This window comes from Nocardioides sp. P4_G4, assembly GCF_056401085.1.
Map to the genome: position 1 here is coordinate 1 of NZ_JBFUKA010000042.1, position 21,153 is coordinate 21,153.

Genomic DNA, 21,153 nt, shown 5'->3' on the forward strand with positions numbered 1-21,153 from the left:
GCGGTGTCCGATTCCCGCTGGATCCTGGGCCCGGTCTCGGCAAGACTCGACCTCGTGAAGACCGCGACCCGCCTGGCCCTCCTCGACCCGGAGTCGTGCTACCGCGCGGTGAAGAGCAAGGACCGGCGCTTCGACGGGGTCTTCTACACCGCGGTCCGCACGACGGGGATCTACTGCCGACCCAGCTGCCCGGCCCGGACACCGGCACCGGGCAACGTCACCTTCCACCCCACCGCCGCGGCCGCGCAGTCGGCCGGGTACCGGGCCTGCAAGCRCTGCCTCCCCGACGCCACCCCGGGCAGTCCCGACTGGGACCTCGCCGCCGACGTGGCCGGACGTGCGATGCGCCTCATCAGCGACGGACTGGTCGACCGCGAGGGCGTCGAGGGCCTGGCCCGGCGCATCGGCTACACGCCACGCCACCTCGGCCGACTGCTCACCCAGGAGCTCGGCGCCCCGCCCCTCGCGCTGGCCCGGGCCCGGCGCGCCCAGACCGCCCGGGTGCTCATCGAGACGAGCGAGATGTCGTTGACCGACGTGGCGTTCGCGGCCGGCTTCTCCAGCGTCCGCCAGTTCAACGAGACCGTCCGCGAGGTCTACGCCCTGAGCCCCACCGAGCTCCGGGGTCGACGCACCCGCTCGGTAGCCCGCGGAGCCGTGACGATGCGGCTGGCCGTCCGCACGCCCTTCGCGGGCCGCCGCCTCCTGGACTTCCTCGCCTACCACCTGGTGCCGGGCGTGGAGGTCGCCGGACCCGGTTGGTACGCCCGCACCCTCGACCTGCCCCACGGCCCCGGCACCGTGCGCCTGGGGCTCGCCGACTCGCCGGCGGCCGGCGAGACGGCCTTCGTGACGGCCGACTTCGCCCTGCACGACCTGCGCGACACCTCGGCGGCCGTGGAGCGCGTACGCCGCCTGCTCGATGCCGACTGCGACCCGGTGGCCGTCGACGACCACCTCGCCGACGACCCGGTCATCGGCCACCTCGTACGGGCCACCCCCGGGCTGCGGGTGCCGGGGCAGGTCGACGGGGACGAGACGGCCGTGCGCACCGTCGTCGGCCAGCAGGTCAGCGTGACCGGCGCCCGCACCGTCACCGGTCGGATCGTCGCCGAGCACGGCCGCCGCATCGAGTCGGACGTCCCGGGCCTGACCCACCTCTTCCCGGACGCGGCCACCCTGGCGCAGGTGGACCCCGAGGCCCTCCCGATGCCCCGCGCCCGGGGTCGGGCGCTGGTGGGGCTGGCCACCGCCCTCGCCTCGGGGACCGTGGCGCTCGATCGTGGACCCGATCGCGACGACGTACGCCGTGCGCTCCTGGAGCTGCCCGGCATCGGCCCCTGGACGGCCGACTACGTCGCGATGCGGGCGTTGGRCCACCCCGACGTCTTCCTGCCCACGGACCTCGCGGTGCGCAACGTCCTGCACGACCTCGGCGGGACCGCTGACGTCGAGCACTGGCGCCCGTGGCGCTCCTACGCGCTCATGCACCTGTGGAACACCCTGATGCCCGACACCCCGGCTCCGGAGGAGAACTGACATGTGGACCGTGATGTCCTCACCCATCGGCGACCTGCGCATCATCGAACGCGAGGGCGCCGTCAGCGCCATCGAGTTCACTCCGTTCCGGCAGCCGGCCGACGGCCGTCCCCTCGGAGTGCGCAGTGACGAGCACCCGCTCCTGGCAGAGGCCGTGCGCCAGCTGGCCGCGTACTTCGGACGCGACCTCAAGGAGTTCGACCTCCCGCTCGCGCCACAGGGCAGCGACTTCCAGCAGCGGGTCTGGGACGAGCTGCAGACCATCGGCTACGGCGACACCGCGTCGTACGGCGAGATCGCGCGCCGACTGGGGATGACCAACGCCGCGTCCCGCGCGGTCGGGCTGGCCAACGGGCGCAACCCGATCCCGATCGTGATCCCGTGCCACCGGGTCATCGGAGCCAACGGCACGCTGACCGGGTACGCCGGTGGGCTGGAGCGCAAGCAGACCCTGCTCTCCCTGGAGCAGGACGCGCTCTTCTGAGGCGGGTCAGTGTCGCGCCGGTCCCGACCTCACTCGGCGGCGGCGCGGCGCAGTGACTCCGAGAGCCGCTCGGCCGCAGCGAGCACGGCGGGCGCGTGCATGCGTCCGGGCTGCCGGGAGAGGCGCTCGAGGGGACCCGAGACGGAGACGGCGGCGATGATCTTGCCCCCGGGGGAGCGGACCGGGGCGGACACCGAGGCGACACCCTGCTCGCGCTCGCCGATCGACTGGGCCCAGCCCCGGCGGCGGATGCCCGACAGCGCGGTGGCGGAGAAGGCGGCGTTCTGGAGGCCGCGGTGCATGCGCTCGGGGTCCTCCCACGCGAGCAGCACCTGCGCGGCGGAGCCGGCGCGCATGGTGAGCTGCGAGCCGACCGGGATCGTGTCGCGCAGCCCGGAGGGACGCTCGGCCGCGGCGACGCACACGCGATGCTCGCCCTGGCGGCGCCAGAGCTGGGCGGACTCACCGGTGATGTCGCGCAGGCGGGCGAGCACCGGGCCGGCGGCGGCGAGCAGGCGGTCCTCGCCCGCGGCGGCGGACAGCTCGGCCAGCCGGGGTCCGAGGACGAAGCGGCCCTGCATGTCGCGGGCCACGAGGCGGTGGTGCTCGAGCGCCACCGCGAGCCGGTGGGCCGTGGGGCGTGCGAGGCCGGTGCCGGCGACCAGACCGGCCAGGGTGGCGGGGCCCGACTCGAGGGCCGAGAGCACGAGGGCCGCCTTGTCGAGCACGCCGACTCCGCTAGAGTTGTCCATATGGCAATACTGCCGTCTCAGATCATGGGACGCAAGCGGTAGTGTCGGAGACCACCACCCAGGGCCCCCTGGACCACCCACGCGTCGCGGGCGCCACCGTCGTACGCGGCCACCACGAAGGAGAGATCGTCATGGGCAAGACCCTGGCCGAGAAGGTGTGGGACGAGCACGTCGTCCGCAGTGCCGAGGGAGAGCCCGACCTCCTCTTCATCGACCTCCACCTCATCCACGAGGTCACCTCCCCGCAGGCCTTCGACGGACTGCGCCTCGCCGGACGCCGGGTCCGACGCCCCGATTTGACGCTGGCGACCGAGGACCACAACGTCCCCACGATCGACTGGGACAAGCCGATCGCCGACCCGGTGAGCAAGACGCAGGTCGACACGCTGCGCAAGAACGCCGCCGAGTTCGGCGTCCGTCTGCACCCGCTCGGTGACGTGGAGCAGGGGATCGTGCACGTCGTCGGTCCGCAGCTCGGCCTCACCCAGCCGGGCATGACGATCGTGTGCGGCGACTCGCACACCTCGACCCACGGCGCCTTCGGGGCCATCGCCTTCGGCATCGGCACCTCCGAGGTCGAGCACGTGCTCGCCACCCAGACGCTGATGCAGGCGAAGCCGAGGACGATGGCCGTGACCATCAACGGCGCGCTGCCCGAGGGTGTCACCGCCAAGGACATGGTGCTGACGCTCATCGCGCACACGGGCACCGGTGGCGGGCAGGGCTACATCGTGGAGTACCGCGGGCCGGCCATCGAGGCGCTCTCCATGGAGGGTCGGATGACGGTCTGCAACATGTCGATCGAGTGGGGCGCCAAGGCGGGCATGATCGCTCCCGACCAGACGACCTTCGACTACATCGAGGGCAAGCCCGAGGCCCCCACGGGTGCCGACTGGGACGCGGCCGTCGAGCACTGGCGCAGCCTGCGCACCGACGACGACGCGGAGTTCGACGCCGAGATCGTCCTCGACGCCAGTGAGATGACACCGTTCGTCACGTGGGGCACCAACCCCGGCCAAGGGGTGCCGCTGGGCGCCACGGTCCCCGGGCCGGACGACTTCGACGAGCCCAACGACAAGGTCGCCACCGAGAAGGCCCTGGAGTACATGGGCCTCGAGGCCGGCACCGCGATGAAGGACATCAGGGTCGACACGGTGTTCGTCGGCTCGTGCACCAACGGTCGCATCGAGGACCTGCGGCTCGCCGCCCGGATCCTCGAGGGACACACCGTCGCGGACGGCACCCGGCTGCTCGTCGTCCCCGGCTCCGTGCGGGTGCGGCTGCAGGCGCAGGAGGAGGGCCTGGACAAGGTCTTCATCGCCGCGGGTGCGGAGTGGCGCGGCGCGGGCTGCTCGATGTGCCTGGGCATGAACCCCGACCAGCTCGCCCCGCAGGAGCGCAGCGCGTCCACGTCCAACCGCAACTTCGAGGGCCGTCAGGGCAAGGGCGGTCGCACCCACCTCGTGTCCGTGCCGGTCGCGGCCGCCACCGCGATCCGCGGAACCCTGTCGTCCCCCGCCGATCTCGTCACCCAGGAGGCCTGAGCCATGGAGCCCTTCACCACCCACACCGGCGTCGGCGTGCCGCTGCGCCGCAGCAACGTGGACACCGACCAGATCATCCCGGCGGTCTACCTCAAGCGGGTCACCCGCACCGGCTTCGAGGACGGCCTCTTCGCGGCCTGGCGAGGCGATGAGTCCTTCGTCCTCAACACGCCGGCGTACGCCGCCGGCACCGTGCTGGTCGCGGGCCCCGACTTCGGCACCGGCTCCTCGCGCGAGCACGCCGTGTGGGCGCTGCAGAACTACGGCTTCAAGGCCGTCATCTCCGCGCGCTTCGCCGACATCTTCCGCGGCAACTCCGGCAAGTYCGGACTGGTCGCGGCGCAGGTCGACGAGAAGGTCGTGCAGCGCCTGTGGGACCACCTCGAGGAGCACCCCGGCGCCACGGTGACCGTCGACCTCGAGTCGCGGACCGTGCGTGCCGGTGAGGGTCCCGACGCGATCGAGGACTCCTTCGACATCGACGACTACACGCGCTGGCGCCTGCTCGAGGGCCTCGACGACATCGGCATCACGTTGGGCAACGAGGCCGACATCACGGCGTACGAGGCCACGCGACCGAGCTGGAAGCCGGCCACGCAGCACGCCTGATCGACCCCGCACCTTCCCCGCCACGGGCCGGAACCCCCAAAAAACAAGGGGAAACCGGCCCGTGGTGATTGTGACGCACGCCACGTGTGCCTAGCGTGCCAAGGAATGGGTCGGGCACGGGCTCGGCACCTTGAGTTCATTGGAAGGGAAGACAGTGAACAAGTCTCAGCTCATCGACGCGCTCGCCGCGCGTTACGAGGGGAACCGCAAGCAGGCTGCGCACGCGCTCGACTCCGTGCTCGACACCATCACGCGTGAGGTGGCCAAGGGGGAGAAGGTCGCGATCACCGGTTTCGGCTCCTTCGAGAAGACGGTCCGCAACGCCCGCTGGGTCCGCAACCCGCAGACCGGTGAGCGGATGAAGTCGAAGAAGAAGTCGGTGCCGAAGTTCTCTCCCGGCCAGGACCTCAAGAACATCGTCTCGGGCGCGAAGAAGCTGCCCAAGCTGACCGCGGCCACCATGCCCAAGCCGCCATCGGTCCGCACGGTCGCCGCCGTCGCGACCGGCACGGTCACCGCGGCCGCCAAGCGCGCGACGCCCGGCTCGCGGTCGACCGCCAGCAAGTCGGCTCCTGCCAAGACCGCGGCGAAGTCGACGGCGGCGAAGTCGACGGCCAGGAAGGCGCCCGCCACCAAGGCTCCGGCCACGAAGTCGACGGCCACGAAGTCGACGGCCGCGAAGTCGACGGCCACGAAGGCGCCCGCGAAGAAGGCGCCCGCGAAGAAGGCGACGTCCACCGCGTCGACCACTGCGAAGAAGGCCCCCGCCAAGAAGGCTGCGTCGACCACGACGGCCGCCAAGACGACGGCCTCGAAGACGACGGCGGCCAAGAAGGCCCCCGTCGCGAAGAAGACCACCGCGAAGACGACTCCCGCGAAGACGACCACCGCGAAGAAGACGACCGCCAAGAAGTCCTAGTCGTTCCTCGCGCCGCGGCGGGTCACCCCTCGGGTGGCCCGCCGTCGGCGTGCCCGCGCCTCGATCCTGCCGAGAGGGCACCGTCGGTGTGGGCGCCGACGCCCAGCACGAGGGCCCCATCGAGGTCGCCGAGGTCGTCGACGTCGAGGCGCAGCGTCCTGGCCGGAGCCACGACCTCACGCGCACCGGACCGGAGGTGCCGGGCGGCCGAGCCGGGCCCGAAGTGGGGTTCGAAGCGATCCACCGGGGCGGCGTACGCCGTGGTGCCTGTTCCACCGGCGTCGCGGACGAACGTCGGTCCGGTGACCTCCTGGAGCGCGGAGGCGAGGTCGTCGGGCACGAGCGCCGGGAGGTCGGCGCACAGGGTGACCGGCGTGACGCCGGGCCAACGGCGGTCAACCTCCGCCGCGGCCTGGCGCAGCGTGGCGTTGAGGTCCTCGCTCACGCCGTCCGGGATCACCTCGCAGCCGTCGTCGGCCAGCTCGCGCGCGAAGCGGTAGTCGTCGGTGACCGCCAGGACCGCGACGACCCCCGGCGTACGGCGAGCGGCGGCCGCCGTGTCGCGGGCGAAGGCGGCGGCGAGGTCGCGTCGCTGGGCGTCCGGAAGGCCGCGCAGGCGGGACTTCCCCAGCGCCGGCGGCTTGACCGGGAGGATCACGACGAAGGAGGCGGCAGACATCGCAGTGATCCTGTCACGGGGCGAGTAGCCTGCGGGTCCACGATCAGAGAGGCGGCGAGGTGTCGGTCAGGAAGCTCCAGTCCCGACGGGGGTGGGCCATCACGTTCGCGGCGTCGGTCATCAAGCCGACGCTGCTGGGTGCGACGTCACGCACGTGGATCGACGGCACCCGGATACCGGCCGAGGGTGGCTGCATCGTGGTGGCCAACCACATCTCGCACGTCGACCCGCTGCTGACGGCGCACTTCGTCTACGACCACGGTCGCATCCCGCGCTACCTCGCCAAGTCGAGCCTGTTCCGCACCCGGTTCGTCGGCACCGTCCTGAGCTCGGCGCAGCAGATCCCGGTGGAGCGCCTGACCCGCAACGCCATCGGTGCGTACGACGCCGCGGTGCGCGCCGTCCACGACGGCGAGTGCGTCGTCGTCTACCCGGAGGGCACGCTGACCCGAGACCCCGACCTGTGGCCGATGAAGGGCAAGTCCGGTGCGGCCCGCATCGCGCTGGCCACCGGCGTGCCGGTGATCCCGGTGGGGCACTGGGGCGCGCAGGAGGTGCTGCCGCCGTACTCGAAGCACCCGCACCTCGTCCCGCGCAAGCACGTGGTGATGAAGGCCGGCGCCCCGGTGCCGATCGACGACCTGCGGGCCCTGCCGCAGACGCGGGAGGTCGTCGACGCGACGACCGAGCGGATCATGACGGCGATCACCGACATCGTCGCCGAGCTCCGCGGTGCGCAGCCCCCGGCCGAGAGGTTCGACCCGCGCGCCCGCGGCGTCCGCCCCATCGGCGACCCCAACAAGAAGGATCGTGGATGACCAAGGTCGCAGTGTTCAGCGCCGGCTCGTGGGGGACCGCCTTCTCCGTCGTGCTCGGGGACGCCGGCAACGACGTCGTGCTGTGGGCCCGTCGCGAGGAGGTCGCCGAGGCCATCAACACCCGGCGCGAGAACACCGGGTACCTCCCCGGCATCGAGCTCCCCGCCAGCGTCCGCGCCACGACGGATGCCGCCGACGCCGCCGCCGACGCGGACGTCGTGGTGCTGACGGTGCCGTCACAGACCCTGCGCGAGAACCTCACCGAGTGGGCGCCGCTCATCCCCGAGAAGGCCGTGCTCGTCTCGTTGATGAAGGGCGTGGAGCTCGGCACGCTGGACCGGATGAGCGAGGTCATCGCGGAGGTCACCGGCGCCGGTCCCGAGCGGATCGCGGTCGTCAGCGGACCCAACCTGGCCAAGGAGATCGCCCGCCGCGAGCCCGCCGCCTCGGTGGTCGCCTGCGCCGACGAGGACGTCGCCCGGCGCCTCCAGCGGTTGTTCCACACCGCCGCCTTCCGGCCCTACACCTCCACCGACGTGCTGGGCTGCGAGATCGGCGGCGCCTACAAGAACGTCGTGGGCCTCGCAGTCGGCATGGCCGTCGGGCTGGGGTTCGGCGACAACACCACCGCATCGGTCATCACGCGCGGGCTCGCCGAGACCGCGCGGCTCGCGACGGCTCAGGGCGCCAACCCGCTGACCCTGATGGGCCTGGCCGGGCTCGGCGACCTCGTCGCGACGTGCTCGTCCCCGCTGTCGCGCAACCGCACCTTCGGCGAGAACCTCGGCAAGGGCATGACGACCGCCGAGATCTACGCCTCCACCAGCCAGGTCGCCGAGGGCGCCAAGTCCTGCAAGTCGCTGCTCGCCCTGGCTCGCGCGACCGGGGTCGACGCCCCCATCGCCGAGCACGTGGACGCCGTCGTGGACGGCCGGATCACCGCGCTGGAGATGATGAACGCCTTCATCGCCCGCGACACCAAGGCCGAGACGGACTGATCGACCGGGCACTTCCGTGCGGCTGGGACGTGCCGACCGGGCACTTCCGTGCGGCTGGGAAGCGCGTCAGCCGACGCAGCCGTCCAGCGCGGCGCGCAGGTCGTTCCAGAGGTCCTCGACGTCCTCCACCCCCACCGAGAGCCGCACCAGGCCCTCGGGCACCGTCGACGACTCGGTCTTCCAGCGGCGCCGGCGCTCGAAGGTCGACTCGACCCCGCCGAGCGAGGTGGCGTGCACCCACAGCGTGGTCTTGTGGGTGAGCAGGTCGGCGGCCATCGCGCCCTGGGCCAGCACGATCGAGGTGATCGCGCCGAAGCCGGGGTAGCGGACCTCACCGACGGCCGGGTGCTCGGCGAGGCGGCGTACGAGCTCCTGGGCGTTGGCCTGGGCCCGCTCGACGCGCAGGTGCAGGGTGCGCAGGCCGCGCAGCACCAGCCAGGCCTCCAGCGTGCCGGGCACGGCGCCGAGCAGGTCGCGACGGCCCTTGAGGACGGCGAAGAGCTCGTCGTCGCGGGTGCAGATCGCCCCGAGCAGCACGTCGCTGTGGCCGGCCAGGAACTTGGTCGCCGAGTGCACGACGATGTCGACGTCGTCGGCGAGCGGGGTCTGGAGCAGGGGAGTGGCGAAGGTGTTGTCGACGACCACGTAGGCCCCCGCCTCGTGCGCCGCGGCCCGGATCGTCGGGATGTCGGCGAGCTCGAGGCCCGGGTTGGTGGGCGACTCCAGCCACACCAGGGCGGCGTCCTCGCACGCGGCGACGACGGCCGCCGTGTCGGTGATGTCGACCAGCTCGGCACGGATCCGGCCGCGGGACTCCAGGTCGGCCAGCTGCATGATCGTGCCGTTGTAGGCGCCGCGCGGGGCGACCACCTTGGCACCGTTGCCCACCAGGTCCAGCACGGTCGACACGGCGGCGAGCCCGGAGGAGAAGGTGAGGCAGCGCCCACCCTCCAGGGCGCCGATCGCCTCCTCGAGCGCCGTCCACGTCGGGTTGCCGTAGCGGCCGTACTCGAGGTCGCCCCCCGCTACGTACGTGCTCGCCATCGTGATCGGCGTGTTGAGCGGCGCGTCCGGCACGTGCGCCGGACGACCCGCCGTCACCGCGATCGTGGCGGGGCTGAGGGCGGGCGCGGGGTTGGTCGGGGTGGGCGAGTCGGCTGCCATGCGGGCCAGACTAGGCCGATAGGGTCACGACAATGAACGAGCCCCGCAAGCCCCGCGTCGCCGTCGTCTTCGGCGGCCGGTCCAGCGAGCACGGCATCTCCTGCGTCACCGCCGGCAGCGTGCTCGCGGCCATCGATCGCGACCGGTACGACGTGGTGCCCGTGGGCATCGCCACCGACGGACGCTGGGTGCTCGAGGCCGACGACCCGGCGCGACTCGCGATCAACGGCGCGGACCTCCCCGAGGTCGACGGCAGCCGCGCCATGGTCGCGATGCTGGGCGCCGAGGGGGAGACCGACCTGGTCATCACCCGCGCCGCGCAGGTGCCCGAGATCATCGGTGAGGTCGACGTCGTCTTCCCGCTGCTCCACGGTCCGTGGGGCGAGGACGGCACCCTCCAGGGGATGCTGGAGATGGCCGGCGTGCGCTACGTCGGCTCCGGCGTGCTCGCCTCCGCGGTGGGCATGGACAAGGCCTTCATGAAGGTCGTCCTCGCGGCCGCCGGGCTGCCCGTCACCCCCGGCACCACCGTGACCCGTCGGGAGTGGGAGACCGACCCCGCCGGCGTGCTGGCCCGGGTCGAGGGCCTGGGCTTCCCGGCCTTCGCCAAGCCCGCGCGCGGTGGCTCGAGCATCGGGATCAGCAAGATCCACGACGCCTCCGAGGTCGGGGAGTGCCTGGAGCTCGCCTTCGAGCACGACCCCAAGGTGCTGGTCGAGCAGGCGATGGTGGGGGCACGCGAGGTCGAGTGCGGCGTGCTGGGCACCCGTGACGGCGCCCCCGAGACGAGCCGTCCCGCCGAGGTCCGCACGGGCGGCGACCACGAGTTCTACGACTTCGAGGCCAAGTACCTCGCCGACCAGCAGACCGAGATCGACCTGCCGGCCGACCTGCCGCCCGACGTCGAGCACGAGCTGCGGCGGCTCGCGGTGCGCGCCTTCGACGCCCTGTCCTGCGAGGGGCTGGCGCGCGTCGACTTCTTCGTGACGCCCGAGCACACGCTGGTCATCAACGAGCTCAACACCATGCCGGGCTTCACCCCGACCTCGATGTTCCCGCAGATGTGGGCCGAGTCGGGCGTGGACTACGCGGCCCTGGTCGACCGGCTCCTCACCCTCGCGCTGGAGCGCGACACCGGCCTGCGCTGAGCCGACCCCACGCCGTCCGGCGGCCCGGTCAGCTCGGTCAGTGGCAGGGCTCGGTCGGCTCCAGCTCGGACCTCACCGGACCCGCCAGCTCGGTCAGCATCTGGTCCACCCCGGCGTCGCGCTGGTCGGCGGGGACGTGCAGGGCGACGTAGGGGGTGACGGTCAGCGCCGTCGCGGTGGCGTCGCCGGCGAGGTCCTCGAGCTCGGCGTCGGGCACGAACCAGCCGACCCGCCGGATCTCCAGGCACGGCGCGTACTCGTCGTACTCGGCGGGTCTGTCCACCCCGCACGTCAGCTCGATGTCGCCCCACGAGGCGGTGCGGTCGTCGCTGTCCGTCATCGGCTCGTCGGCGAGTCGGTCGGGCAGGGCGCCGACGAGGTCGGCGCAGGCGGCGGCGTCGCCCTCGGACAGGTCGGGCAGGTCAGGCTCGTCCGAGCAGCCCGCCAGGGATGCCAGCAGGCACAGGGAGAGCGCGAGCGCAGCTGCGCCCCGCGTCCGGGTGGACGCGGGGCGCGAGGACTGCGGTGTCAGATGTGGACGACGGGGCACGTGAGCGTGCGCGTGATGCCGTCGAGGCTCTGCACCTTGGAGACGACCAGCTTGCCCAGCTCGTCGACGTTGCGGGCCTCGGCGCGGACGATGACGTCGTAGGGGCCCGTGACGTCCTCGGCGAGGGTGACGCCCTTGACCTGGGCGATCGCGGCGGCGACCTCCGCGGCCTTGCCGACGTCGGTCTGGATGAGGATGTAGGCCTGGACGACCATCTGGACTCCTTGCTTCTCGGATGTGTCGTCGGCCAACCTACCGCGTCGTCTGATGTGATGGGAGGCATGTCTTCCCCAGCCTCGAACGCACCCGACGCGACCATCGCCGATGCCGGCGAGTTCGGCCTGATCGAGCAGCTCGGGGCCATCTTCGCCCAGGGCGAGCACGTGCTCATCGGGCCCGGGGACGACGCCGCCGTGCTACGCATCCGCAACGGCCACGTGGTGGTCTCGACCGACCTGATGGTGGAGGGTCGCCACTTCCGCCGTGACTGGGCCAGCGCCGAGGACGTGGGCCACCGTGCCGCCGCCCAGAACCTCTCCGACGTCAACGCGATGGGCGGGCGGGCGCACTCGTTGACGATCGGGATGGCCATGCCGGCCGATCTCCCGGTGCAGTGGGCCCTCGACTTCGCCCGAGGCTTCGCCGCCGAGGCCGCGCTGGTCGGCGCGAGCGTCGTCGGCGGTGACGTGACCCGGGCCGACGAGGTCGTCATCGCGGTCACCGTCCTCGGCGCGTGCACGCAGGCACCGGTCGTGCGCAGTGGCGCAGCGTCCGGCGACGTGCTGGCCCTCCACGGGCGCCAGGGGTGGGCCGCCGGGGGACTGGCCGTGCTCGGTCGCGGGTTCCGGTCGCCCCGGGTGCTGGTCGAGGCCTATCGCCGTCCCGAGCCGCCGTACGACGCGGGCCTGGTCGCCGCCGAGGCCGGCGCGACGTCCATGATCGACATCTCCGACGGACTGCTGGCCGAGGCCGGCCACCTCGCCCGGGAGAGCGGGGTCGCGATCGACGTGCGCAGTGACGCCTTCGAGATCGCCGAGCCACTCACCGCCGTGGGCGCGGCCCTGGGCGCAGACCCCCTCGGCTTCATCCTCGGCGGGGGCGACGACCACGCGCTGCTGGCGACGTTCCCCGACCGCGCCGCGGTTCCCGAGGGCTGGCTCGTCGTCGGGACGGTCACCGACGGTGAGGGTGTCACGGTCGACGGGGCGGCGTACGACGGACCGACCGGCTGGACCCACTTCTGACCGTCGCCCGGGCGCTCGGTCCCGGGTACGACGAAGGCCCCGTCCCAGCAGGGACGGGGCCTTCGACGACGTGTGTCAGCGGGTCAGCGCGAGACCTTGCCGGCCTTGAGGCAGCCGGTGCAGACGTTCATGCGCTTGGGCGTGCCGTTGACGGTCGCCCGGACGCGCTGGATGTTCGGGTTGAAACGACGCTTGGTGATCTTGCGCGACCAAGGACGGTTGTTGCCGAAGCCCGGCTTCTTGGCGCAGATGTCGCAGACGGCAGCCACCGTGCACTCCGATCAGTTCGAGGATTTCCCATGGGGGCCCGCGGAGATGTCAGCGGGCAACCGCGCCAGACTATCCGACAAACTCGGATGGCATGAAATCGAAGCGGTCGCCGTGGACGACGCGGGTGGCACTACCCTGTGGCACTCGCACCGGGACGTTCAGCACAGGGCCGAAGCATGGGGAGGGCACGCAGGGATGGAGACCGTACCCCACGGCATCTCGACCACCTCGATCCTGCGCTTCGTCGACATCGCCTCCGACGCGCTCGGTGGCGCACGCGAGGAGATCGACGCCCTCAACGTCTATCCCGTGCCGGACGGGGACACCGGCACCAACATGTTCCTCACCGTCTCCGCGGCCCGCGACGCCCTGCGCGAGGCGGTCGACCGGCAGCCCGACCTGCCGCTCGGCGACGCGCTCGCCGTGCTGTCCCGCGGGGCGCTGCTCGGTGCCCGCGGCAACTCCGGGGTCATCCTGAGCCAGATGCTCGGTGCGTACGCCGCCCGGTTGCGGGAGGTGTCCGCCGGGGAGCGCAGCGCCCGTATCGTCGCCGAGGCCATGCAGCAGGCGACCGACGCGAGCTATGCGGCGGTCGGGCGACCCGTGGAGGGCACCATCCTCACCGTCGCCAGGGCCGCCTCGGACGCAGCGATCGAGCGCGCCGCCGGTGAGGGTGCCCGGGCCCGTGACGTCTTCGCCGCGGCCGCGGCCGCCGCCCGCGCCGCGCTGCTCCACACCCCCGAGCAGCTCCAGCAGCTCGCCGACGCCGGGGTCGTCGACGCCGGGGGACGCGGGTTGTGCGTCGTGCTCGACGCGGCAGAGACGGTGTCGACGGGACGACGACCCGAGCCCGTCGCACTCACCGGGCACCGCATCCCCGTGCCGCACCCCATCGCCGGGGACCACCTCACCGAGGACGGCCCGGCCTACGAGGTGATGTACCTCCTCGACGCCGAGGACGACGCGCTCGGCCCGCTGCGCGCGGTCCTCGACACCCTCGGGGACAGCCTCGTCGTGGTCGGCGGCGGTGGCCTGTGGAACGTCCACGTCCACGTCGACGACGTGGGTGCGGCGATCGAGGCCGGCATCGAGGCCGGACGCCCGCACCGGGTGCGGGTGACCCACTTCGCGGAGCAGGTCGCCGAGGTCCGCCGTCCGCCGACCACCCGGCAGCGCGCCGTCGTCGCGGTGGCCGCCGGCCCCGGTCTCGCCGACCTCTTCGAGGAGGCCGGCGCGGTGGTCGTGCTCGGCGGGCCGGGCCGCCGACCCTCGACCGGCCAGCTCCTCGAGGCCGTCCACTCGTGCGGCGCGAGCGAGGTCGTGCTGCTGCCCAACGACGCCGACTCCGTGCGGGTGKCGGAGATCGCGGCCCGCACCGCCGAGCAGGAGGGCGGGATCCGGGTCGAGGTGATCCCCAGCCTCGCCCAGGTGCAGGGACTCGCGGCGCTGGCCGTGCACGAGCCCGGGCGGACCTTCGACCAGGACGTCCGCGAGATGACCGCCACCGCCCGCCACGCGCGCCACGGCGCGGTCACCGTCGCGGCCCGGCAGGCGATGACGATGGCCGGACCGTGCGAGCCCGGCGACGTGCTGGGCGTGATCGCGGGCGACTTCGCGGTGGTCGGCGACGACCTGGACGTCGTCGCCTGCGACGTCGTGGAGCGACTGCTCGGCGGTGGCGGGGAGCTGGTGACGATCGTGGCCGGCCAGGGCGGGGCCGACGTGGCGTCCCGCGCCGCGGCGTACGTCGAGAGGGTCCACCCCCACATCGACGTCACGGTCTACGACGGGGGCCAGGAGCGCTACCCGGTCCTGGTGAGCGTGGAGTAGTCGATGGTCGCGATCACCCCGGACTCACCGGTGGCGGCGGTCTTCGGCCGCAGCCACGCCAAGCGCAAGCTCGTCGAGGAGGGCCTCGGCATCGGCACGATCGGCGAGCTGCTCCACCACATGCCCCGCCGCTACGTCACCTCCACCGAGCTCTCCGAGGTCGCCGAGCCCGTTGTCGGCCAGATGATGTCCGTCGTGGGCGAGGTGGCCTCCTCGCGGGTGACCGAGTTCTTCGCCCACAAGAAGCGGCAGTACCGCACCGAGGTCAGGATCCGTACCAACGGACCCGACTTCACCCTGTCGTTCTTCAGCCCGTACGCCGCCCAGGCCGAGAAGAACGCCGCCGAGATGAGGGCGGGGAGCCGGGGGCTCTTCACCGGCAAGGCCAAGCTCTTCCACCACACCTGGCAGCTCGAGCAGCCGCACCAGCTGATGTTCGGCGAGGACGGCGAGGCGGCCTCGTTGCCCAAGCTGCTGCCGGTCTACCCGCTGACCCACCGGCTCTACGTCTGGGACCTGATCCGGGTCGTCGCTATGGCGCTCGACCTGGTCACCGGGGTCCCCGACGTGCTCACCCCCGAGCTGCGCCGCCAGTACGACGTCCTGGACATCATGACGGCGCTGCGCCTGGCCCATCGTCCCGACGACTACGCCCAGGTCGGCGCCGCCCAGAAGCGGTTCCGCTTCGAGGAGGCCCTGGTCCTCCAGCTGGTGCTGGCCCGGCGGCGCGCCGCGCAACGGGCCCTGGGGGCCCGGTCCCGCACGGGTGGAGGCGGACTGCTGGAGGCCTTCGACGCGCGCCTGCCCTTCGAGCTCACCGCCGGCCAGCGCGAGATCGGCGAGCTCGTCGAGGAGGAGCTGGCCCGCGACCACCCGATGAACCGCCTCCTCCAGGGCGAGGTCGGCTCGGGCAAGACCCTCGTCGCGCTGCGCGCGATGCTGCGGGTGGTCGACTCCGGTGGACAGGCGGTGCTGCTGGCACCCACCGAGGTGCTCGCCCAGCAGCACCACCGGTCCGTCAGCGCCATGCTGGGGGACCTCGCGCAGGGCGGCATGCTCGGCGGGGCCGCGTACGCCACTTCGGTGGTGTTGCTCACGGGCTCGATGGGTAAGACTGCCCGGGACGGAGCACTGCAGCAGATGGCGTCGGGGGAGGCAGGGATCGTGATCGGCACCCACGCCCTGCTCGAGCAGTCCGTGGAGCTCGCCGACCTGGGCCTCGTCGTGGTCGACGAGCAGCACCGGTTCGGGGTGGAGCAGCGCGCCGCCCTGACCGACAAGGTCGGCACCCCGCCCCACGTGCTGGTGATGACGGCGACGCCCATCCCGCGCACCGTTGCGATGACCGTCTTCGGGGACCTCGAGACCTCGGTGCTGTCCGAGCTGCCGGCCGGGCGGGCGCCCATCCAGACCAACGTCGTGCCCCTCGCCGAGCAGCCGTCCTGGATCTCGCGGGTCTGGCAGCGCGTCCGCGAGGAGGTCGAGGCCGGTCACCAGGCGTATGTCGTGTGCCCGCGCATCAGCGGTGACACCCAGGAGGAGGGCGAGAGCGACCAGCTCGACGTCGACGAGGACGGCGAGGTCGTCGCGTCGCGTCGCAGGCTCGCCGCCGTCGAGGACGTCCACGCCGACCTCACCGCGGGACCGCTGGCGGGCCTGCGGGTCGCCGTGCTCCACGGGCGGCTGCCGGCCGACGAGAAGGACCGCACCATGCGGGCCTTCGCTGCCGGGGACATCGACGTGCTCATCTCCACCACCGTCATCGAGGTGGGCGTCGACGTCCACAACGCCACCACGATGGTGCTCCTCGACGCCGACCGTTTCGGCGTCTCCCAGCTCCACCAGCTGCGTGGACGCGTCGGACGTGGCGGGCTGCCGGGCCTGTGCCTGCTGGTCTCGGGCGCCGAGGCGGGCTCGCCGGCCCGCGAGCGCCTCGATGCCGTGGCGTCGACGACGGACGGCTTCGAGCTCAGCCGCATCGACCTCGAGCAGCGCCGCGAGGGCGACGTCCTGGGCGCCAACCAGTCCGGCTTCCGCTCCAGCCTCGTGAGCCTGCGCGTGCTGCGCGACGCGGCCACCATCGACCGGGCCCGGGACGCGGCCGAGTCGCTGCTGGCCGCCGACCCCCAGCTCGCCGCCACCCCCGACCTCGCCGCCGCCGTCCGGGCCGTCGAGCTCTCCAGCGCGTCAGGGTTCCTGGAGAAGTCGTGACGCGGATCATCGGGGGTAGTGCCGGGGGACGCCGGCTGGCGACACCGCGGGGCTCACAGACCCGTCCGACCAGCGACCGGGTGCGCGAGGCGCTCTTCTCGGCCGTCGAGGCGTGGTGCGGATCGCTCGACGGGCTCCGCTTCCTCGACCTCTACGCGGGCTCCGGCGCCGTCGGGCTGGAGGCCTGGTCGCGGGGCGCCGGGGTGGTGACGCTGGTGGAGCAGGATCGGCGTACGGCCGCGCTCATCGCCCGCAACGCGACCACCCTCGGTTTCGCGCGCGCCGACGTGCTGGCCCAGACGGTGGCCGCGGTGCTCCGCAAGCCGCCGTCGGCGCCGTACGACGTGGTCTTCATGGACCCGCCCTACCCGCTGCACGACGACGAGGTGGTCGCGGTCCTGGCCGCGCTCGTCGAGGGCCACTGGCTGGTGCCGGGGGCGCTGGTGGTCGTGGAGCGCGCGTCGCGCGGACCCGCGCTCGCCTGGCCAGACGGGCTGGCGGGGGAGCGGTCGAAGAGGTACGGCGAGACGATGCTTTGGTACGGTCACCGCGCCTCGCGGGACCCCGGTCCCGACCCGACCCCAGCGCCGACGGAGGGCTGATCATGCCGCTGCACCGCGCCGTGTGCCCCGGGTCCTTCGACCCCGTGACCAACGGCCACCTCGACATCGTCGAGCGGGCCGCCGGCCTCTTCGACGAGGTGGTCGTCGCGGTCGGGGTCAACGCCYCCAAGACCCGCCTCTTCTCCGCCGACGAGCGCATCGCCATGCTCACCGAGGCGTGCGCGGGCTGGGACAACGTCCGCGTCGACTCCTTCACCGGCCTGCTCACCGACTTCTGCCTCGCCCACGACGTGCGGGCGATCGTCAAGGGACTGCGGGCGGTCAGCGACTTCGACTACGAGCTCCAGATGGCCCAGATGAACTCGTCCCTGGCGCCCATCGAGACGGTGTTCGTGCCCACCAGCCCGGAGTGGTCCTTCCTCGCCTCCTCGCTGGTCAAGGAGGTCGCGACGTTCGGCGGCGACGTGTCCGGCCTGGTCCCCGACTTCGTGCTGGAGCGGCTGACCGCCAGGCTGGCCGAGCGGCAGCAGGGCTGACCGGCCGCTCCGGACCGGCCGTTTTGCTCCACCCGACACGCGGCGGCTACGATTCCGAGGTTCTGTTTGTGTCCGGACACCGGAAGTGACTTCATGACCAGCCTGGACCCGAGAGCGCCGCTCGTGCTCGATACACGCGAGCTCGGCCGCCGCCCGGGGTCCCAGCGGGACGTGAGCATCACGGTGCCGGCACCGGCAGAGCTGGGTATCGAAGTCCTCGGTGTCCCCGAGGGGTCGCCGGTCCAGCTGGACCTGCGCCTCGAGGCGGTCATGGAGGGAGTGCTGGTCTCGGGCACGGCAACCGCCGTGCTCGAGGGTGAGTGCGCACGGTGCCTGGAGCGGATCGACGACGAGGTCGACGTGACGCTGCAGGAGCTGTTCGTGTACGCCGACCAGCACGACAAGGCCGTGGCGCACGACGACCACGACCTCGACGACGAGACCAGTCGGCTCGAGGACGACCTGCTCGACCTCGAACCCCTGCTGCGGGACGCGGTGGTGCTCGCACTACCGTTCACCCCGTTGTGCGAGGACGACTGTCCCGGACTGTGCGCCGAGTGTGGTGCACGACTGGCCGATGACCCCGAGCACTCGCACGAGGAACCGATCGACCCGCGCTGGGCCGGGCTCACCGCCCTGACGCAGGACCCGAGCACCACCACAGACTGACCAACCGGACGTACGTCCGGCCGATGTAAAACAGGAGATAACAGTGGCTGTCCCGAAGCGGAAGATGTCGCGAAGCAACACGCGCCACCGCCGGTCGCAGTGGAAGGCCGTGGCCCCCACCCTGGTGACCTGCGCCAACCCCGCCTGCGGTGCCAAGCACCTCCCGCACCGCGCGTGCGGCACGTGCGGTCAGTACGGCGCCCGCGCCGACCGTCGCCAGGTCCTCTGAGACCAGCTCTCACCAGAGCTGACGGTTCGCTGACCACCGACGACCTGCGCCGAGCGCTCGGAGATCCGATCCTGGATCCCGGGTTGCTCGACCGCGCCCTGACGCACCGGTCGTTCGCGTACGAGAACGGCGGCATCCCCACCAACGAGCGCCTGGAGTTCCTGGGCGACTCGGTGCTGGGGGTCGTCGTGACCGAGACGCTCTACACCACCCACCCGGACCTCTCCGAGGGACGGTTGGCCAAGCTGCGCGCCGCGGTCGTCAACGCGCGCGCACTCGCGGGCGTGGCCCGCGACCTCGACCTCGGCCGGCACATCAAGCTGGGCCGCGGCGAGGAGACCACCGGTGGTCGTGACAAGGCCTCGATCCTGTCCGACACCGTCGAGGCGGTCATCGGGGCCATCCACCTCTCCGGCGGCATCGAGGCCTCGGCCGACGTCGTGCACCGCCTGTTCGACCCGCTCATGGAGGAGGCCGCGTCCATGGGCGCCGGCCTCGACTGGAAGACCTCCCTCCAGGAGCTGTCGGCCACCCTCGGCCTCGGCGTGCCGGAGTACGTCATCGAGGACGACGGTCCCGACCACATGAAGACCTTCGTCGCCCGGGTCCGGGTCGGCGAGGAGCTCTACGGCCGTGGTACCGGCCGCTCCAAGAAGGAAGCCGAGCAGGGTGCGGCCAAGACCGCCTACGGCGAGCTGACCGAGGCCCACCCCGAGCTCGTCACGCAGCCCTGACGCCGTCCCGTGCCTGAGCTGCCCGAGGTCGAGGTCGTCCGTGCCGGCCTCCAGCGCCACGTGACCGGAAGCCGCATCGTCGGCGTCGAGGTCCTGCACCCGCGCCCGCTGCGCCGCGACCCGCGGGGGAGCGACGGGTTCGTGGCCGCCCTGGTGGACCGCCGGATCGAGGCCGTCCGACGCCGCGGCAAGTACTTCTGGCTCGCCCTCGACGGCGACGGCGACCGGCCCGGGGACGCGCTGCTGGGCCATCTCGGCATGAGCGGCCAGATGCTGCTCCACCACCCCGGCGCCCCGGACGAGCGGCACCTGCGGGTGCGGTTCGAGCTGGCCACCGAGGACGGGCCGCTCGAGATGCGCTTCGTGGACCAGCGGATGTTCGGTGGGTTGCTGGTCTCCGACGGGGGTGCGCACCTGCCGACCGAGATCGCCCACATCGGCCGCGACCCGCTCGACCCGGAGTTCGACGAGGCCGACTTCGTGCGCCGCGTCCGTCGGCGCGCCAGCGCGATCAAGCGCCAGCTGCTCGACCAGTCCCTCGTCTCGGGGGTCGGAAACATCTACGCCGACGAGGCGCTCTGGCGCACCCGCATCCACGGCGAGCGCCCGGGCGAGCGGCTCGCCGCCGCCCAGGTCCGTGAGCTCATCGGCCACGCCCGCGACGTGATGACCGACGCGCTGGCCCAGGGCGGCACGTCCTTCGACGCGCTCTACGTCAACGTCAACGGCGAGTCCGGCTACTTCGAACGGTCGCTGCACGCCTACGGCCGCGAGGGGGAGCCGTGCGAGCGGTGCGGGACGCCGATCCGCCGCGTGGCCTTCATGAACCGGTCGTCGTACTTCTGTCCGCAGTGCCAGCGCCCTCCGCGCGCCTCACCCGGTCGTACGCCGCGCCGCGCCGGTGCCCGTTGACCGTCCGCCAGCGCGGTGGGACTCTTGTAGATGGCCCGCTTCCGGGCATCCCCACCGAAAGGGCTGATCCATGGCCAAGGCGTTGATCGGCCACCTGGCCGGCGACCCCCGCACGTCCGTCCGCCTCGCGTCCGACAACCGTCGGCTGCGCACGCGCGTCACCGAGCTGGAGAACCTGGTCCTCCGGCTGCAGGCCGAGAACGACCAGCTCGAAGCACGCCTCCAGGGCGCGCGGACGGCGGCCGCCCTCGACCCGGAGATGCTCCCGGCCTGAGGGAGACCACCGGGTCCCTCAGGCCCGCTTGGCGAGCATCGTCGCGCTGTCGCCGCTGCGCGGCTCCGTCCACGTGACGCGCAGCTTGGCACCCTCGCGTCGCGTCCTCACGTTGACGGGGGAGACACAGGTCTCGCCGCCCGCGGGGTCGTCGGTGATCCGCTCGCGAAAACGGAACGAGCCACCTGACCTGCCCTTGAACGCCCATCGTCCCGAGCAGGTGCCCGGGTAGGCGACCCGCCCGACCCACCGGCCGCGGTCGTTCTTCCTGAGGGTCACCTTGGCCGAGTAGCCGGCGGCGCCGCCGTTGTCGCCGTACACCCCGCCCTTCCACGTGCCGGCGATGGACGTGCCTCGCTCGGCGGTCCCCGGCAGTGTCGCGTCGGCGCTGCCGACGGGCACGAGCAGGGCGATGGCGGCGGTGGCGACGACTCCTGTGGTGCGGATCATCGAGTCTCCCTTGACTGATGTCGGCCG

Annotated in this window: 25 protein-coding genes; 18 read left to right on the forward strand and 7 right to left on the reverse strand. The window is 72.5% G+C overall.

Going from position 1 to position 21,153, the window contains the following annotated elements; all coding sequences use genetic code 11:
• The first annotated feature begins 3 nt into the window (after positions 1-3).
• Positions 4-1,539 carry an AlkA N-terminal domain-containing protein gene (locus tag AC1DQF_RS11295; RefSeq protein WP_477525346.1) on the forward strand — a complete coding sequence of 512 codons (1,536 nt, stop codon included), beginning with the start codon at positions 4-6 and terminating at the stop codon, positions 1,537-1,539.
• A gap of 1 nt (position 1,540) precedes the next feature.
• Positions 1,541-2,023 carry a methylated-DNA--[protein]-cysteine S-methyltransferase gene (locus tag AC1DQF_RS11300; RefSeq protein WP_477525317.1) on the forward strand — a complete coding sequence of 161 codons (483 nt, stop codon included), beginning with the start codon at positions 1,541-1,543 and terminating at the stop codon, positions 2,021-2,023.
• A 29-nt stretch (positions 2,024-2,052) separates the two neighbouring features.
• On the opposite strand, the gene AC1DQF_RS11305 is transcribed toward AC1DQF_RS11300, so the two are convergent.
• A complete protein-coding gene (locus tag AC1DQF_RS11305; protein ID WP_056885655.1) occupies positions 2,053-2,775 on the reverse strand; it encodes an IclR family transcriptional regulator in 723 nt (240 codons plus the stop codon).
• Positions 2,776-2,906: 131 nt separating this feature from the next.
• Between AC1DQF_RS11305 and leuC the strand changes: the two genes are divergently transcribed.
• From leuC to AC1DQF_RS11320, 3 genes are all read left to right on the forward strand, one after another.
• Complete coding sequence (gene leuC, locus AC1DQF_RS11310; protein ID WP_477525347.1) at positions 2,907-4,319, forward strand: 3-isopropylmalate dehydratase large subunit; 1,413 nt, start codon at positions 2,907-2,909, stop codon at positions 4,317-4,319.
• 3 nt (positions 4,320-4,322) lie between these two features.
• The gene (leuD, locus tag AC1DQF_RS11315; protein ID WP_477525318.1) at positions 4,323-4,928 is read left to right on the forward strand and encodes a 3-isopropylmalate dehydratase small subunit; all 606 of its coding nucleotides are present in this window, start codon (positions 4,323-4,325) and stop codon (positions 4,926-4,928) included.
• A 154-nt stretch (positions 4,929-5,082) separates the two neighbouring features.
• Entirely contained in the window at positions 5,083-5,847 is a 765-nt protein-coding gene (locus tag AC1DQF_RS11320) for an HU family DNA-binding protein (RefSeq protein WP_477525319.1), read from the forward strand.
• 22 nt (positions 5,848-5,869) lie between these two features.
• On the opposite strand, the gene cofC is transcribed toward AC1DQF_RS11320, so the two are convergent.
• Entirely contained in the window at positions 5,870-6,526 is a 657-nt protein-coding gene (gene cofC, locus AC1DQF_RS11325) for a 2-phospho-L-lactate guanylyltransferase (protein ID WP_477525320.1), read from the reverse strand.
• Between the two features lie 59 nt (positions 6,527-6,585).
• Between cofC and AC1DQF_RS11330 the strand changes: the two genes are divergently transcribed.
• Together AC1DQF_RS11330 and AC1DQF_RS11335 are read left to right on the forward strand one after the other, a co-directional pair.
• Positions 6,586-7,344 (forward strand): lysophospholipid acyltransferase family protein, encoded by a 759-nt coding sequence (locus AC1DQF_RS11330; RefSeq protein WP_477525321.1) that lies wholly within the window; start codon positions 6,586-6,588, stop codon positions 7,342-7,344.
• A complete protein-coding gene (locus AC1DQF_RS11335; protein ID WP_477525322.1) occupies positions 7,341-8,342 on the forward strand; it encodes an NAD(P)H-dependent glycerol-3-phosphate dehydrogenase in 1,002 nt (333 codons plus the stop codon). The genes AC1DQF_RS11330 and AC1DQF_RS11335 overlap by 4 nt, the downstream gene beginning before the upstream one ends.
• Positions 8,343-8,408: 66 nt before the next feature.
• Here AC1DQF_RS11335 and AC1DQF_RS11340 read toward each other — a convergent pair whose 3' ends face one another.
• Positions 8,409-9,506 (reverse strand): trans-sulfuration enzyme family protein, encoded by a 1,098-nt coding sequence (locus AC1DQF_RS11340; RefSeq protein ID WP_477525323.1) that lies wholly within the window; start codon positions 9,504-9,506, stop codon positions 8,409-8,411.
• Between the two features lie 32 nt (positions 9,507-9,538).
• Between AC1DQF_RS11340 and AC1DQF_RS11345 the strand changes: the two genes are divergently transcribed.
• Positions 9,539-10,654: a D-alanine--D-alanine ligase family protein gene (locus AC1DQF_RS11345; RefSeq protein WP_477525324.1), complete on the forward strand. Its 1,116-nt coding sequence runs from the start codon at positions 9,539-9,541 to the stop codon at positions 10,652-10,654.
• Positions 10,655-10,691: 37 nt separating this feature from the next.
• Here the strand turns inward: AC1DQF_RS11345 and AC1DQF_RS11350 are convergent, their stop codons facing one another.
• Positions 10,692-11,204 carry a DUF3515 domain-containing protein gene (locus AC1DQF_RS11350; protein WP_477525325.1) on the reverse strand — a complete coding sequence of 171 codons (513 nt, stop codon included), beginning with the start codon at positions 11,202-11,204 and terminating at the stop codon, positions 10,692-10,694.
• Complete coding sequence (locus tag AC1DQF_RS11355; protein WP_056885646.1) at positions 11,183-11,419, reverse strand: Lrp/AsnC ligand binding domain-containing protein; 237 nt, start codon at positions 11,417-11,419, stop codon at positions 11,183-11,185. The genes AC1DQF_RS11350 and AC1DQF_RS11355 overlap by 22 nt, the downstream gene beginning before the upstream one ends.
• A 66-nt stretch (positions 11,420-11,485) precedes the next feature.
• Between AC1DQF_RS11355 and AC1DQF_RS11360 the strand changes: the two genes are divergently transcribed.
• A complete protein-coding gene (locus tag AC1DQF_RS11360) occupies positions 11,486-12,448 on the forward strand; it encodes a thiamine-phosphate kinase (protein ID WP_477525326.1) in 963 nt (320 codons plus the stop codon).
• Between the two features lie 83 nt (positions 12,449-12,531).
• Here the strand turns inward: AC1DQF_RS11360 and rpmB are convergent, their stop codons facing one another.
• Positions 12,532-12,717, reverse strand: coding sequence for a 50S ribosomal protein L28 (gene rpmB / locus AC1DQF_RS11365; RefSeq protein WP_056885645.1), 186 nt, complete (start codon positions 12,715-12,717; stop codon positions 12,532-12,534).
• A gap of 196 nt (positions 12,718-12,913) precedes the next feature.
• Here rpmB and AC1DQF_RS11370 point away from each other — a divergent pair, with 196 nt between their 5' ends.
• The 9 genes from AC1DQF_RS11370 to AC1DQF_RS11410 all read left to right on the forward strand — a co-directional run bounded on the left by AC1DQF_RS11370 (position 12,914) and on the right by AC1DQF_RS11410 (position 20,676).
• The gene (locus AC1DQF_RS11370) at positions 12,914-14,548 is read left to right on the forward strand and encodes a DAK2 domain-containing protein (protein ID WP_477525327.1); all 1,635 of its coding nucleotides are present in this window, start codon (positions 12,914-12,916) and stop codon (positions 14,546-14,548) included.
• A gap of 3 nt (positions 14,549-14,551) precedes the next feature.
• Complete coding sequence (locus tag AC1DQF_RS11375) at positions 14,552-16,759, forward strand: ATP-dependent DNA helicase RecG (RefSeq protein WP_477525328.1); 2,208 nt, start codon at positions 14,552-14,554, stop codon at positions 16,757-16,759.
• Entirely contained in the window at positions 16,756-17,361 is a 606-nt protein-coding gene (gene rsmD / locus AC1DQF_RS11380; RefSeq protein ID WP_477525329.1) for a 16S rRNA (guanine(966)-N(2))-methyltransferase RsmD, read from the forward strand. The genes AC1DQF_RS11375 and rsmD overlap by 4 nt, the downstream gene beginning before the upstream one ends.
• Before the next feature lie 8 nt (positions 17,362-17,369).
• Positions 17,370-17,858, forward strand: coding sequence for a pantetheine-phosphate adenylyltransferase (gene coaD / locus AC1DQF_RS11385; protein ID WP_477525348.1), 489 nt, complete (start codon positions 17,370-17,372; stop codon positions 17,856-17,858).
• A 93-nt stretch (positions 17,859-17,951) separates the two neighbouring features.
• Positions 17,952-18,527, forward strand: coding sequence for a YceD family protein (locus AC1DQF_RS11390; RefSeq protein WP_477525330.1), 576 nt, complete (start codon positions 17,952-17,954; stop codon positions 18,525-18,527).
• A gap of 43 nt (positions 18,528-18,570) precedes the next feature.
• A complete protein-coding gene (gene rpmF / locus AC1DQF_RS11395; protein ID WP_056924925.1) occupies positions 18,571-18,756 on the forward strand; it encodes a 50S ribosomal protein L32 in 186 nt (61 codons plus the stop codon).
• 83 nt (positions 18,757-18,839) lie between these two features.
• Positions 18,840-19,490, forward strand: a complete 651-nt coding sequence (gene rnc / locus AC1DQF_RS11400) for a ribonuclease III (protein ID WP_477525331.1) — start codon at positions 18,840-18,842, stop codon at positions 19,488-19,490.
• 9 nt (positions 19,491-19,499) lie between these two features.
• On the forward strand, positions 19,500-20,402 hold the full coding sequence (gene mutM / locus AC1DQF_RS11405; RefSeq protein ID WP_477525332.1) for a bifunctional DNA-formamidopyrimidine glycosylase/DNA-(apurinic or apyrimidinic site) lyase: 903 nt from the start codon (positions 19,500-19,502) through the stop codon (positions 20,400-20,402).
• 70 nt (positions 20,403-20,472) lie between these two features.
• Positions 20,473-20,676 carry a hypothetical protein gene (locus tag AC1DQF_RS11410; RefSeq protein WP_477525333.1) on the forward strand — a complete coding sequence of 68 codons (204 nt, stop codon included), beginning with the start codon at positions 20,473-20,475 and terminating at the stop codon, positions 20,674-20,676.
• A gap of 18 nt (positions 20,677-20,694) precedes the next feature.
• Here the strand turns inward: AC1DQF_RS11410 and AC1DQF_RS11415 are convergent, their stop codons facing one another.
• Entirely contained in the window at positions 20,695-21,126 is a 432-nt protein-coding gene (locus AC1DQF_RS11415; RefSeq protein WP_477525334.1) for a hypothetical protein, read from the reverse strand.
• Positions 21,127-21,153: the final 27 nt, after the last annotated feature.

Excerpts from the sequence above, each read along its gene's own strand:
- AC1DQF_RS11300 (WP_477525317.1), top strand. The coding sequence starts at position 1,541 with ATGTGGACCGTGATGTCCTCACCCATCGGCGACCTGCGCATCATCGAA.
- AC1DQF_RS11305 (WP_056885655.1), bottom strand. The coding sequence starts at position 2,775 with ATGGACAACTCTAGCGGAGTCGGCGTGCTCGACAAGGCGGCCCTCGTG.
- leuC (WP_477525347.1), top strand. The coding sequence starts at position 2,907 with ATGGGCAAGACCCTGGCCGAGAAGGTGTGGGACGAGCACGTCGTCCGC.
- cofC (WP_477525320.1), bottom strand. The coding sequence starts at position 6,526 with ATGTCTGCCGCCTCCTTCGTCGTGATCCTCCCGGTCAAGCCGCCGGCG.
- AC1DQF_RS11335 (WP_477525322.1), top strand. The coding sequence starts at position 7,341 with ATGACCAAGGTCGCAGTGTTCAGCGCCGGCTCGTGGGGGACCGCCTTC.
- AC1DQF_RS11340 (WP_477525323.1), bottom strand. The coding sequence starts at position 9,506 with ATGGCAGCCGACTCGCCCACCCCGACCAACCCCGCGCCCGCCCTCAGC.
- AC1DQF_RS11345 (WP_477525324.1), top strand. The coding sequence starts at position 9,539 with ATGAACGAGCCCCGCAAGCCCCGCGTCGCCGTCGTCTTCGGCGGCCGG.
- AC1DQF_RS11355 (WP_056885646.1), bottom strand. The coding sequence starts at position 11,419 with ATGGTCGTCCAGGCCTACATCCTCATCCAGACCGACGTCGGCAAGGCC.
- AC1DQF_RS11360 (WP_477525326.1), top strand. The coding sequence starts at position 11,486 with ATGTCTTCCCCAGCCTCGAACGCACCCGACGCGACCATCGCCGATGCC.
- AC1DQF_RS11375 (WP_477525328.1), top strand. The coding sequence starts at position 14,552 with ATGGTCGCGATCACCCCGGACTCACCGGTGGCGGCGGTCTTCGGCCGC.
- AC1DQF_RS11390 (WP_477525330.1), top strand. The coding sequence starts at position 17,952 with ATGACCAGCCTGGACCCGAGAGCGCCGCTCGTGCTCGATACACGCGAG.
- AC1DQF_RS11410 (WP_477525333.1), top strand. The coding sequence starts at position 20,473 with ATGGCCAAGGCGTTGATCGGCCACCTGGCCGGCGACCCCCGCACGTCC.
- AC1DQF_RS11415 (WP_477525334.1), bottom strand. The coding sequence starts at position 21,126 with ATGATCCGCACCACAGGAGTCGTCGCCACCGCCGCCATCGCCCTGCTC.